General features: G+C 66.8%; 14 protein-coding genes. 13 read left to right on the plus strand and 1 reads right to left on the minus strand.

Features of this window, described 5'->3' with window-relative positions; translation table 11 throughout:
• From ACX80O_RS13580 to ACX80O_RS13630, 11 genes are all read left to right on the plus strand, one after another.
• Positions 1–408 (plus strand): HNH endonuclease (locus ACX80O_RS13580; protein WP_459333750.1); only part of this gene is annotated, 408 nt, incomplete at its 5' end.
• A 13-nt stretch (positions 409–421) separates the two neighbouring features.
• Complete coding sequence (gene gatC / locus ACX80O_RS13585) at positions 422–718, plus strand: Asp-tRNA(Asn)/Glu-tRNA(Gln) amidotransferase subunit GatC (RefSeq protein ID WP_459333751.1); 297 nt, start codon at positions 422–424, stop codon at positions 716–718.
• A gap of 3 nt (positions 719–721) precedes the next feature.
• Positions 722–2251, plus strand: a complete 1530-nt coding sequence (gene gatA / locus ACX80O_RS13590) for an Asp-tRNA(Asn)/Glu-tRNA(Gln) amidotransferase subunit GatA (RefSeq protein ID WP_459307851.1) — start codon at positions 722–724, stop codon at positions 2249–2251.
• Positions 2252–2253: 2 nt separating this feature from the next.
• Positions 2254–3762 carry an Asp-tRNA(Asn)/Glu-tRNA(Gln) amidotransferase subunit GatB gene (gatB, locus tag ACX80O_RS13595; RefSeq protein ID WP_459333784.1) on the plus strand — a complete coding sequence of 503 codons (1509 nt, stop codon included), beginning with the start codon at positions 2254–2256 and terminating at the stop codon, positions 3760–3762.
• 27 nt (positions 3763–3789) lie between these two features.
• Positions 3790–4737: an aminoglycoside phosphotransferase family protein gene (locus tag ACX80O_RS13600; protein ID WP_459333752.1), complete on the plus strand. Its 948-nt coding sequence runs from the start codon at positions 3790–3792 to the stop codon at positions 4735–4737.
• Between the two features lie 19 nt (positions 4738–4756).
• A complete protein-coding gene (locus tag ACX80O_RS13605) occupies positions 4757–5488 on the plus strand; it encodes a hypothetical protein (RefSeq protein WP_459307853.1) in 732 nt (243 codons plus the stop codon).
• A gap of 138 nt (positions 5489–5626) precedes the next feature.
• Complete coding sequence (gene tdh, locus ACX80O_RS13610) at positions 5627–6670, plus strand: L-threonine 3-dehydrogenase, zinc-binding type (protein ID WP_459307854.1); 1044 nt, start codon at positions 5627–5629, stop codon at positions 6668–6670.
• 11 nt (positions 6671–6681) lie between these two features.
• The gene (kbl, locus tag ACX80O_RS13615; RefSeq protein WP_459333753.1) at positions 6682–7884 is read left to right on the plus strand and encodes a glycine C-acetyltransferase; all 1203 of its coding nucleotides are present in this window, start codon (positions 6682–6684) and stop codon (positions 7882–7884) included.
• Between the two features lie 43 nt (positions 7885–7927).
• A complete protein-coding gene (locus ACX80O_RS13620; RefSeq protein WP_459333754.1) occupies positions 7928–9001 on the plus strand; it encodes an NAD(P)/FAD-dependent oxidoreductase in 1074 nt (357 codons plus the stop codon).
• An 87-nt stretch (positions 9002–9088) separates the two neighbouring features.
• Complete coding sequence (locus ACX80O_RS13625) at positions 9089–9571, plus strand: cation:proton antiporter regulatory subunit (protein WP_459307857.1); 483 nt, start codon at positions 9089–9091, stop codon at positions 9569–9571.
• 8 nt (positions 9572–9579) lie between these two features.
• On the plus strand, positions 9580–10770 hold the full coding sequence (locus ACX80O_RS13630) for a cation:proton antiporter (protein WP_459333755.1): 1191 nt from the start codon (positions 9580–9582) through the stop codon (positions 10768–10770).
• Between the two features lie 25 nt (positions 10771–10795).
• On the opposite strand, the gene ACX80O_RS13635 is transcribed toward ACX80O_RS13630, so the two are convergent.
• Entirely contained in the window at positions 10796–11620 is an 825-nt protein-coding gene (locus ACX80O_RS13635; protein WP_459333756.1) for a siderophore-interacting protein, read from the minus strand.
• Between the two features lie 187 nt (positions 11621–11807).
• On the opposite strand from ACX80O_RS13635, the gene ACX80O_RS13640 reads away from it, so the two are divergent.
• Together ACX80O_RS13640 and ACX80O_RS13645 are read left to right on the plus strand one after the other, a co-directional pair.
• Positions 11808–12353 carry an AMIN-like domain-containing (lipo)protein gene (locus tag ACX80O_RS13640; RefSeq protein WP_459307915.1) on the plus strand — a complete coding sequence of 182 codons (546 nt, stop codon included), beginning with the start codon at positions 11808–11810 and terminating at the stop codon, positions 12351–12353.
• A gap of 55 nt (positions 12354–12408) precedes the next feature.
• On the plus strand, positions 12409–13140 hold the full coding sequence (locus ACX80O_RS13645) for a DsbA family protein (RefSeq protein ID WP_459307860.1): 732 nt from the start codon (positions 12409–12411) through the stop codon (positions 13138–13140).
• Positions 13141–13144 lie beyond the last annotated feature (4 nt).

Below are 13144 nucleotides of genomic sequence, written 5' to 3' on the forward strand. Positions count from 1 at the left end.
TGTGACGCGCCGATCCGCCACTACGACCACATCATCCCCTGGCACCGCGGCGGACCCACCTCCATTCCGAATTCGGCGGGGCTCTGCGAGGCATGCAACCACACCAAAGAAACCCCCGGCTGGACAGCACAACCACGCCCCCGACCAGAACCAGAACCAGGACCCGACTCAGGCCCCGTCCCAGGCCCAGGCCCAGGCACAGGTTCTCGGCACACCTTCCGCATCACCACCCCCACCGGCCACACCTACAACTCCACCGCACCACCCCTACCCGGAACTTGGCCCGTCTCCGGACAACACCGTCACAGCCGTCACCTGAGGTCTTGGACAGGCCTGTCCTCCACGTCATGGCCGAATCGGTCGGGGCGTGCACCGCACGTAGACTGGAACCAAACACCACTTCATTGACCATGGGAGATTTATGGCTGAGATCAACCGTGAGGACGTTGCGCATCTGGCGCGGCTGGCCCACATCGATATGAGCGCCGACGAGCTGGACCGGATGGCTGGCGAGCTGGCCGTCATCGTCGACTCCATCAAGCGGGTCAGTGAGGTGGCAGGCGAGGATATCCCGGCCACCAGCCACCCTATCCCGCTGAGCAATGTGTACCGCGAGGACGTGATCGGGGAGACCCTCACCAATGAGGAAGCCCTTTCCGGCGCACCCGATAACGCCGACGGACGCTTCAAGGTCCCTGCAATCCTGGACGGGGATTAACCGATGACTGAACTCATTCGGCTCAGCGCGGCAGCACTCGCGCAGAAACTCGCCGCCAGGGAAATCTCGGCGGTCGAAGCGACCCAGGCCCACCTCGACCGCATCGCTCTGGTTGATGGTGGCGACGACGGCGTTCACGCTTTCCTGCACGTCAACACCGACGAGGCTCTCGCTGTCGCCGCCGGCGTTGACAAGGCCCGCGCCAACTCGGAGGACCTCCACCCGCTGGCCGGTGTACCGATTGCCGTCAAGGACCTCATCGTCACCAAGGGCCAGCCCACCACTGCCGGTTCAAAGATTCTTGAGGGCTGGCACAGCCCCTACGACGCCACCGTGATCCGCAAGCTCCGCGCCGCGGGGATGCCCATCCTCGGCAAGACCAACCTGGACGAGTTCGCCATGGGCTCCTCTACCGAGCACTCCGCGTACGGACCCACCCGTAACCCGTGGGATCTGGACCGCATCCCGGGCGGATCGGGCGGTGGCTCTGCTGCCGCCGTCGCCGCCTTCGAAGCGCCTCTCGCGCTGGGAACCGACACCGGCGGTTCCATCCGCCAGCCCGGTGCTGTGACCGGAACCGTGGGTGTGAAGCCCACCTACGGTGGAGTCTCCCGGTACGGCGCGATCGCGATGGCGTCCTCGCTGGACCAGATTGGCCCCGTGTCGCGGACCGTCCTGGACTCGGCGTTGCTGCACGAGGTCATCGGCGGTCACGATCCCAACGATTCCACCTCCCTGACCGACCCGCTCGGCGCACTCGTCGAGGCCGCCCGGCTGGGCAACGTCGAGGGCATGCGGATTGGCGTCATCAAGGAACTGCAAGGCGAGGGCTACCAGACCGGCGTCCTGACCCGCTTCCAGGAGTCGCTGGACCTGCTTCGCGGTGCGGGCGCCGAAATCGTTGAGGTCTCCTGCCCCAATTTCGACTACGCGCTGGGCGCCTACTACCTGATCATGCCTTCCGAGGCGTCGTCGAACCTCGCCAAGTACGACGGCGTCCGGTTTGGCCTGCGGGTAGTGCCCGACGGCGCACCCACCATCGAACGCGTCATGGGCGCCACCCGCGCCGCAGGGTTCGGTGACGAGGTCAAACGCCGGATCATCCTCGGCACCTACGCGTTGAGCGCTGGCTACTACGACGCCTACTACGGGTCGGCACAGAAGGTCCGCACCCTGATCCAGCGCGACTTCGAGGCTGCGTTCACGCAGGCCGACGTCCTGATCTCCCCGACGGCGCCGACGACAGCGTTCAAGCTGGGGGAGAAGCTCGACGACCCGCTGGCCATGTACCTGAACGACGTCGCCACCATCCCCGCCAACATGGCGGGCGTACCGGGGCTGTCCCTGCCCGGCGGCCTCGCCGACGAGGACGGGCTGCCCGTCGGCATCCAACTGCTGGCTCCGGCCCGCGAGGATGCCCGGCTGTACCGGGTGGGGGCGGTGCTCGAATCGCTGCTCGAAGCCAGCTGGGGCGGTCCGCTGCTGGACCGGGCGCCCGACCTGACCCGTACTGCAGGAGGAACTGACTCATGAGCATGGCAACCGAAGACATCCTGACCTTCGAGGAAGCCCTCGACAAGTACGATCCGGTGCTGGGCTTCGAGGTCCACGTGGAGCTGAACACGAAGACCAAAATGTTCTCTTCGGCGCCCAACGCCTTCGGCGACACCCCCAACACCAATGTGACCCCTGTGGATCTGGGCCTGCCCGGCGTGCTCCCGGTGGTGAACCGGGTGGCCGTCGAATCCTCCATCAAGATCGGGTTGGCACTGGGCTGCAAGATCGCCGAGAAGTGCTACTTCGCCCGAAAGAACTACTTCTACCCGGACACCCCCAAGAACTTCCAGACCTCCCAGTTCGAGGACCCGATTGCCTACGACGGGTCGATCGACATTGAGTTGGCCGACGGCACCGTGTTCACCATCGAGATTGAACGCGCCCACATGGAAGAAGACGCCGGCAAGTTGACCCACATGGGTGGCTCCACCGGCCGGATCCAGGGCGCCGAATTCTCCCTGGTGGACTACAACCGGTCCGGTGTTCCGCTGGTGGAAATCGTCACCAAGCCGATCGTCGGGGCTGGCGCCCGGGCACCCGAACTGGCCAAGGCCTACGTGGCGGCGATCCGGGAGATCGTGAAGAACCTGGGCGTGTCCGACGCCAAAATGGAGCGCGGAAACGTCCGCTGCGACGCCAACGTCTCCCTGAAGCCCAAGGGGCAGGAGAGGTTCGGCACCCGTACCGAGACCAAGAACGTGAACTCGTTGCGCGCCGTGGAGCACGCGGTCCGGTACGAGATTCAACGCCACGCAGCGGTGCTCGATTCCGGGACGGCCATCGTCCAGGAAACCCGGCACTGGCATGAGGACACCCGCTCGACGACGTCGGGCCGCCCCAAGTCCGACGCCGACGACTACCGCTACTTCCCGGAACCCGATCTGGTGCCCATCGTCACCACCGAGGAATGGATCGAGCGGCTCCGCGCGGAACTTCCCGAGCCACCGGCCGAACGCCGTAAGCGGCTGCAGCAGGACTGGGGTTATTCCGACGCCGAGTTCCGCGACGTCGTCAACGCCGGCGTGATGTCCTCCATCGAGGACACCATCGCCGCCGGAGTGAAGCCCGCCGTCGCCCGGAAGTGGTGGATGGGCGAGATTTCCCGCCGCGCGAAGGTGGCCGACGTCGAGCCGTCCGAGCTGGGTGTTACCCCCGAACTGATCGTCGAGCTGAACTCGCTGATCGGGTCCGGCAAGATCAACGACAAGCTCTCGCGGGAGGTGCTCGACGGCGTCCTCGCCGGGGAAGGCACCGCCACCGAGGTGGTTGAGGCCCGTGGGCTGGAGGTCGTGTCCGACGACGGCCCGCTGCTTGAGGCGATCGACGCGGCACTGGCGGCCCAGCCCGACGTCGCGGACAAGATACGTGGCGGCAAGGTGCAGGCGGTCGGAGCGATCGTGGGCGGTGTGATGAAGGCGACCCGAGGCCAGGCCGATGCTGGCCGGGTGCGGGAACTGATCCTGCAGCGCCTCGGCGTCGAAGGCTAGCACCCAGGGCACCGGAAAGGACAGCTCGTGGCGAACAGGCCGGCCGCCGAGGTGCGCATCACCGCGGACCTGGTCCGCAGTCTGCTGCGTGCGCAGCACCCGGACCTCGCCGACCTGCCGCTCGAGCCCGTCGCCGAGGGATGGGACAACGTGATCTTCCGTGTCGGCAGCCACCTCGCAGTGAGGTTGCCCCGCCGCGAGAGCGCTGCCGACCTTGCCCTCAATGAGCAACGATGGCTTCCGCAACTGCTGGCCGCCGCCGGCCCGGGGATTTTATCGCCCGGGCCGGCCCTCCGCGTCGCCTCGGTACCGGTGCGGATCGGGGCGCCGTCGTCGTCCTACCCCTGGCCTTGGAGTATCAACGCCTGGGCGGACGGCACCGTCGCCACCCACATCCCCGTCGCGGACCGGGCTCCCGCGGCCGGGGACCTCGCCGACTTCGTGCTGGCCTTCCAGCAGCCGGCACCAGCAGACGCTCCCCGAAACCCGGTACGCGGCGGAGCGCTCAGCGGCCGCGACCGGGCCGTCCAACAGCGGCTCGACGCCCTTCCGCCGCCCACCGCCGAATCCCTGCGGACCCTGTGGCAGGAACTCCGGGACCAGTCAGGGTGGGACGGGCCGCCCCTGTGGCTGCACGGGGACCTCCACCCGGCAAACCTGGTGCTCGGTTCCGGACGGAGGCTCAGCGCGGTCCTCGACTTCGGCGACCTCACTGGCGGCGACCCCGCCACCGACCTTGCCGCGGCCTGGCTGGTGTTCGACCGGCACGGTCGCCGGGTCTTCCAGAACCGCATCAATACTGCGCGTACCACCGCCGACGCCACCTGGCAGCGCGCCCGCGGCTGGGCACTATGCATCGGGGCAGCGCTGGCCGTGAACTCCGATGATGACCCGGTGTTCAGGACAGTGGGCCAGCAGGTGCTGCGCTCGGTCCTGGCGGATCACGGGACCCGGCTCACGGGTGGTGTCCGCTGACATGGGGCAATGGACTCATTTGACCCGCGTCCAGACCGAGGGCGACAACCACATCATGGAGGACGCCTGCGGGTATCGGGGCAACGCCGCCTGGATGATCGACGGCGCCACCTCACTCCTTGAGGAGATCGACCTGCCGGGCGCCTCCAACCCGTCGTGGTATGCGCAGGTCCTCAACCTGGCGCTGGCGGAGAGCGTTGGCCCTGCCGATCCCCGCGCTGTGCTGGCCGCCGCCCTGACCCGTGTTGATGCCCTGGGGCAGCGGCTGGTAGGAGATCGATCAGATCGGTTCCCCAGCGCCGCGGTTTCGGTGGTGACAGCCGACGACGACGGCGTCCGGGTGCTCAGCCTCGCCGACTGTCATGTCGTGGCACGCCGCCACGACGGGAGCTGGGTACATGTGGGGACCCCCATCAGCGAGCCCACCGCGACGATTGCCGACCACCAGCAGGCACGACGGGACCGCAACACCGAGCACGGCGTGTGGGTAGCACGGCGGGAACCCGAGGCGGCGCAGCGCGCGCACCTGGTCAACGTAGGGCTGGCGCACACCGTGGTGCTGGCATCTGATGGCGCGTGGCGGGCCGTCGATCTGGGTCTGGTTTCGGGGGCCGAGGCATTTCTTGAAGCGGTCAGCACGCCCGAAGGAGCACAGGAGCTCATGCTGACGCTGCGCATCGCCCAGCAGGAGATCGGCGAGGCGGCGGACGACGCGTCGGTGATGTGTCTCGCCCTGCAGAACGCAGAATGAGCCCCGGCCGACCCGGCCGACCCGGCCTTGCCCGGCTGCTACGCTGGCGAAGGTGTCACAGCACCATGATGACTGAACTGCACGCGCCGGCGCGTACCACGCCGATCCGCCGCGTGCGGGTGGAAGGAACCCCCAGCAGTGAAGGCGCTCTACAAGTCCGGGCCGCACCCCGGTTTCGAATTGGTTGACCGGCCCGAACCCACGCCTGGGCTCGGTGAGGTCAAGATCCGCGTGATGACCACCGGGATTTGCGGCACCGATCTTCATATCGAATCCTGGGATCAGTGGGCCGCAGGGATTATCAACGCCCCGCTCATTCCCGGCCATGAGTTCTACGGCGAAGTCGTTGACCTTGGGTCGGGCGTGCAAGACGTCAAAGTGGGGGACAGGGTCTCCGGCGAGGGCCACATCGTCTGCGGCACCTGCCGGAATTGCCGTGCGGGCCGCCGTCAGATGTGCATCAGGACCGTGAGTGTCGGAGTGCAGCGAGACGGAGCGTTCGCCGAGTTCGTGGTGATCCCTGAACCCAACGTCTGGGTCCACCCCGCCGGCATCAGCCCCGAATTGGGCGCTGTTTTCGACCCTTTCGGCAACGCAGTCCACACCGCCCTGAGCTTCCCCCTCGTCGGCGAGGACGTGCTGATTACCGGCGCCGGCCCGATCGGACTGATGGCAGCCGCCGTCGCCCGCCATGCCGGAGCCCGCTATATTGCGGTCACTGACGTCTTCCAGCCACGGCTGGATCTGGCCCTGACCGTCGGCGCCGACCTGGCAGTGAACGTGGGCTCCACCCGGATCGCTGATGCCCAGCGGCAGCTCGGCATGCGGGAAGGGTTCGACGTCGGGATGGAGATGTCCGGCCACCCCACCGCCCTGCCCGAAATGATTGACAACATGAACCACGGCGGTAGGATCGCGATGCTCGGGCTGCCTTCGGCCGACATCACCATCGACTGGGCCAAGGTGGTCACCCATATGCTCACCCTCAAGGGCATCTACGGGCGCGAGATGTTCGAAACCTGGTACGCCATGAGCGCGATGCTGCAGTCCAACCCCGTCCTGCAGCAGGCGATCTCCAGTGTGGTTACGGATACGCTGCCCGCGTCGCAGTGGCAGCAGGGGTTCACCACAGCACGTCACGGGGCCAGCGGCAAAGTAGTCCTCGACTGGACCGGATTCTAAGGAGCAACGCTATGTATACGAGTATTCAGGATCAGCTCACCCAGGAGCTGGACGGCATCCGCAGCGCCGGCCTGTTCAAGAACGAGCGGCGGATCTCCTCACCGCAGTCCAACCTCATCCAGGCGGCGACGCTCGACGGCGAACCCCGGCGGGTGCTGAACTTCTGCGCCAACAACTACCTGGGGCTGGCCGATCATCCGGACATCATCTCCGCCGCCAAGCGGGCGCTCGATGAGCGCGGATTTGGCATGGCGTCGGTCCGGTTTATCTGCGGCACCCAGGACCTTCATCTGGAACTCGAAGCCAGGGTGTCGAAGTTCCTCGGTACCGATGACACCATCCTGTTCTCCTCCTGCTTCGACGCGAACGGCGGGGTATTCGAATCCCTGCTGACCGCGGACGACGCGGTGATTTCCGATGCGCTGAACCACGCCTCGATCATCGACGGTATTCGCTTGTCCAAGGCCCAGCGCTACCGGTACGCCAACCGCGACATGACCGATCTGGAGGCGAAGCTCAAGGAGGCCGCGGGAGCGCGCCGCACCCTGATCGTCACCGACGGGGTGTTCTCGATGGACGGGTACCTCGCCCCGCTGGAAGCCATTTGTGACCTCGCCGACCAGTACGGCGCGATGGTCATGGTGGATGACTCGCATGCGGTCGGATTCATGGGGGAGACCGGCGCCGGAACGCCCGAGCACGCCGGGGTGTCAGGCCGGGTCGACATCTACACAGGGACCTTCGGGAAGGCACTGGGCGGGGCCTCCGGCGGCTACGTCGCAGCGCACGCCGAGATCGTTGCCCTGTTGCGCCAGCGCGCCCGGCCGTACCTGTTCTCGAACTCCCTGGCGCCGTCGATCGTCGCGGCCACCCTCACGGCCTTGGACCTGGTCCAGAACAGCGCCGATCTGAGGGCGAAGCTCGGGGGCAACTCGGCATTCTTCCGTCGCCGCATGACCGAGGAAGGCTTCGACCTGCTCGACGGCGAGCACGCCATCATTCCCGTGATGTTCGGCGACGCGGCGCAGGCAGCCAAAACCGCCGACGCCATGTTGGAACGCGGCGTGTTTGTGACGGCCTTCAGCTTCCCGGTGGTGCCCCGCGGTGCCGCCCGGATCCGGGTGCAGCTGTCCGCCGCGCACAGTGCCGACGACGTCGAAGCGTGTGTCCAAGCCTTCATCGGTGCCCGCCAGGAGGTCGCCGCCGCCGGCTGACCTTCCCGCCCCGCCTACCACTTCTGGCGGGTAGGCTGCTGGCATGGCACTCAACGCTGACGTTCTTATCGTGGGTGGCGGTATTGCCGGGCTGTCCCTCGCGTCGCGGCTCGCCGGATCCTGCACAGTGGTCCTGGTCGAAGCCGAACAGGACCTCGCCTATCACGCCTCAGCCCGGTCGGCCCGGCAACTTATTCCCAGCTACGGGCCACCCGCGGTGCAGCAGCTCACCATCCTCACCCTCGACCTGCTCCATGCCACCGAGGAGGAACACGGCCTTCAGCTCCTCACACCCCGCAGTTTCATGTTGGTCGGGTCCCAGCAGGATGTCACTGACCGCTCCAGCGGCGCGATGACCGCCATCGGTGCCGAGGATGCCCTGGCATTGTGTCCCCAGCTCCGCCCCGAAACCTTCACCGCGGCGGGGATTGACAGCACCTCGGTGGGGCTGGACTCCGACGCCCTGATCGCCCACCATCGACGGCGGGCGCTCGACCACGGCGCCACCATTCTCACGGCCGCCCGGGTCCACTCGGCCCAACGGTTGCGGACCGGGTGGAGCGTCGGTGCCGGCGCGCACGCCATCCACGCAGCCGTTGTCGTCAATGCCGCCGGCGCGTGGGCCGACGAGCTCGCAGTGATCTCGGGCGTGGAGATCCAGGGGCTGCGACCCTACCGCCGGACTGCCGCCGTCGTACACCTGACCGACGAACTGGCGCCGGGGACACCGATGGTCGCCGCCGCCGACGACAGTTTCTACTTCCGGCGTGAGGGGGCGGGGGCACTGGTCTCGCCGTGCGAGTCCGTGCCGAGCATACCCGAGGATGCCCAGCCTCACCCGGCCGATCTGGCGGCACTGCTGCGCCGACTGAACGACGCCACCACGCTGGGGATCACGTCAATCGATCGCGCCTGGACCGGGCTGCGCACCTCGACGAAGGTGGGCCTACCGGTGATCGGATTTGACCCGGAAGCTGAAGGCTTTTTCTGGTTGGCGGGCCAGGGCGGCTACGGCTTCCAGACGTCGTCGGGGATTGCCGAGCTGGCGGCGACCCTGATCCTTGAGGAAGAGACCAGCGACCCGGACCTCTGCAGTTCCCTGCAACCGTGGCACTAGCACCCTCCCGATCCGGCGGCACCAAACCCGGGCGGCGCCGCCGACACCCGGAGCACCTCCGCCCAGGACAGGTCTAGAGTTAACGCTATGAAGGTCGATAAGACGCCGCTGCCAGGCATCGGCATGCGCAAAGATATTGTCACGTCCTCGGGGAGGCGCATTGGCACCATCACGCAGCGTGATGGTGAGACGGCGCTGATTATTTCACGCCAGGACGACCCCGACGCCTGCCTGGTGTCGATTCCGCTGACCGCCGACGAGGCAGCGACGCTCGGCAACCTGCTCGGCGCCCACCAGCTGGTGGCACAGCTGACCGAAGAACACCGTGACCTTCCCGGGGTGAACACCCGCCAGTTCCTGATTACCGGCGGCTCGCCCTTCGACGGCTACCGGCTTGGTGATACCAGGATGCGGACCCGCACCGGCGCGTCGGTGGTGGCTGCCCTGCGAGAAGGCAAGGTGGAGCCGTCACCCGCGCCGGATTTCACCCTGCTGGCCGGTGACCTTCTGGTCGCCGTCGGAACAGCCGATGGGCTGGACGCAGCCGCAGAAATCCTCAGCGGCGGCTGAGGGTCGGTTTGGAGGCCGGCAGCGCGCTGACACTGATCGAACTGGGGGCCGTGTTCTTTTGTCTCGGCATCCTCGGGCGCCTCGCCGGACGGATCGGGCTTTCCCCGATTCCCCTCTACCTTCTGGGTGGTCTCTTTTTCGGGAACGGCGGTCTGATCGAGCTGGATGGGCTGGACGAATTCAGCGAGATCGCCAGCGAGATCGGTGTGATCCTGCTGCTGCTCATGCTGGGCCTGGAATACACGGCCAAGGAGCTGGTGACCGGTCTCCGACAGTCCTGGCTTGCTGGCGTCCTGGACATTGTTCTGAACTTCACGCCCGGTGCCGTTGTTGCCCTCCTTTTGGGGTGGGGGCCGGTCGGGGCCATGGTGATGGGCGGCGTGACGTACATTTCGTCGTCGGGAATTGTGGCCAAGGTCCTGACCGATCTCGGGCGGTTGGGTAACCGGGAAACCCCTGTCGTCCTGTCGCTGCTGGTGTTCGAAGACCTGGCGATGGCCGTCTATCTGCCCATCCTGACCACGGTCCTCGCGGGGGCCAGTTTTATCGGGGGAATGCAGGCGGTCGGCATCTCGCTCGTCGTCGTCACCGTGGTGCTGGTCATCGCCCTGCGGTTCGGCAACGTGGTCTCGGCGGTGGTGGACAGCAAGGACCGGGAGGTTTTCCTTCTCACCGTGCTCGGCGCGGCGCTGCTGGTGGCGGGCGTCGCCGCAGCGATGCAGGTGTCGGCGGCGGTCGGCGCGTTCCTGCTCGGAATTGCGATCTCGGGAGCCACCGCCACTACCGCCACCCGGATCCTCGAACCGCTGCGGGACCTCTTCGCCGCAATTTTCTTCGTGGTGTTCGGCCTGAACACCGACCCGGCGACCATTCCCCCGGTGCTCGGTATCGCTCTGTTCCTCGCCCTCATCACGTCGGCCACCAAGATCGGTACGGGCTGGTGGGCGGCACGGCGTCACGGGGTGGGCCGGTTGGGTCGGGCACGGGCAGGCGTCGCCCTGATCGCCCGCGGCGAATTTTCGATAGTGATTGCCGGGCTGGCGGTGGCATCCGGGGCCGTGACCGGCGAGCTGGCGGCGCTCGCCACCGCCTATGTGCTGCTCACGGCGGTGCTCGGTCCGGTCGCCGCGCGGCTGGTCGAGCCCGCGATGGGGTTGCTGCGGCGCAAACCCCGCCCCGAGCCGCTTCCCGCCACCTGACCAAGCGGTTCACCGTGCGGACCGTTCAGTCAAGGATTCTGCCGACGGGCTCCTTCTTTTCGGCCTGAAACCGGTCCTCGGTGCGTCCGTGGGCCCAATAGCCAGAGAGTGACACCTGACCGCGGTCCAGGCCGCGCTCAGTGAAGAAGACGTCCCGGAGCCGCTTCATGGCCTCCCGCTCGCCGTGGGCGAAAACCTGGACCCGCCCGCTGCGCCACTGTGCCTGCCGGACCGCGGCGCCGAGCAGGGTCCCCGCGACGGACCCCCGGCGGTACAGCCAGACGAGGTCAACCCCCGGCGGGGCGACCAGGTCGTGACGATCCGACTCGGTTTCCACCTCAAGGAAAGCCAGCCCGACGGCGTCGCTGCTGAGCGACTCAAGGGCCGAGGACACGGCTGGCAACGCGGACTCATCGGCCGCGAACAGGTGCCAGTCGGCGCTTCCGTCGGGGGAGTACCCGCCGCCGGGGCCCGTCACCACCAGGACGTCGCCCGGCCTTGCGGAGGCCGCCCACGGTCCGGCGAGCCCGTCGTCGCCATGCACCACGAAGTCGATGGCCAACCGCTGCGCGGCGTAGTCCACCCAGCGGAGCGTATACGTCCGGGTGACGGGCAGGTCGGCGGGGTCAAGCGTCTCGCTCAGGGCCAGATGATCGTACGGCGGGATGAGTCCCAGCCCGGGTTTGGCGAAGTGGAGCTTCACATACCGGTCGGTGAAATCGTTGCGTCCGAACGTGGCGAACCCGGTGCCGCCCGCCACTACCCGCACCATGGCAGGGGTGAGCCACTCGGTGCTCTGAACGGTCAGAATGGTTTGCGGTTTGGGCTTCCGGACGGGGGCAACACTCACGGATTGATCTCCTTTGGCTGGAATATCCAAGGTTAGCAACGGGGCAGCGGATCGGCGTTCCCTTCATCGGGCGCCGCTGGCTGAGCCTCCGTAACGGTTCGGCTCCAGAGTTGCTTTGACCGGATCCTTGACCCCCAGATCGCCTTATCATTTATCTATCCAATCCACAACCCTTGAGAGGTGCATGATGAAAAAGATAGGGGCGCTGCTGGCAGCATTCCTGCTGGTGTTGGGCCTGGGACTGGTCGTCCCGAGCTCCGCCGCAGCGGCGCCGTATTGCGGGATCACCTGGGGATCCCAGGTTAAGGTCAGCTCGTCGACGACGAGCGCTCCGGTGACCAACGTGCGGGCAGGACAACATCCTTGCTTCGACCGGATGGTCGTCGACATTCGCGGCAAGGGGGCCGGGTACCGGGTGGAGTACGTCAGCGTGGTCAGGGCCGACGGGTCAGGGCAGGTGATTCCGCTCCGCGGAGGCGCCTTCCTCCGGGTGATCGTGAAGGCACCGAGCTACGACAGGTTCGGCAATGCCACCTACCGGCCAGCCAACCCCAAAGAGCTGGTCAATCTCGCCGGGTACACCACCTTCCGTCAACTGGCTTCTGCCGGCAGCTTTGAGGGCCAGTCGACCTTCGGGCTTGGCGTCCGGGCCCGTCTGCCTTTCAGGACATTCACCCTTGATGGTCCGGGCACTGCCTCCAGGCTGGTGATAGATGTAGCCCACCGCTGGTAAGTGCAGGGCGTAGCTCTTGGTTGACCCGCGCGCAGAGACACTTTAGCGTTGGGGCGTGAGCGACGCCGACATCAACTTCTATTTCGACCCCGTCTGCCCTTTCGCCTGGATGACCAGTAAATGGGTCCGCCAGGTGATGGGCCAGAAGGACTATGCCGTTGAGTGGAAATTCATCTCACTCCGGCTGATCAACTCTCACATCGACTATGCCTCCCACTTCCCGCCGGAGTACGAGGCCGGGCACACCGCGGGGCTCCGGCTGCTCAGGATTGCTGCCCATGCCCGCGCCGAGCACGGGCCGGAGGCGGTGGGAGCGTTCTATGCGGCGTGCGGCAAGCACATCTTCGAATCGGATCCGGTTCCCGACGACGACGATCCCGTGCTCGACCGCCGTGGCACCCGCGCGTTCGCTGAACAGATCCTGGCCAGCGCTGGCCTGCCTGCCGGACTCGCTGCCGCGCTCGACGATGCAGGGTTCGACGAGACGATCCAGTCTGAAAGTGATGAAGCCCTGGCCCTCACTGGCAAGGATGTTGGCACCCCGATCATCCACTTCAAGCCGCCGACTGGGGTGGCGTTTTTCGGCCCGGTCATCAGCCGGCTCCCCAGCGATGATGAGGCAGTGCCGCTGTGGGATCACGTCGTAGGGCTGGCTGGCTTCGCTGGGTTCGCCGAACTGAAGCGCAGCCTCAGGGAGCGTCCGCAACTCCCGGCCCTGGGTGTCCCTGCCGGCGATGCTGGCGTTCAGGAAGACTGGCACGGCGGCAGTCGCCGGACCAAGAGGTAGCCAG

This window comes from Arthrobacter glycogeni (assembly GCF_054511155.1).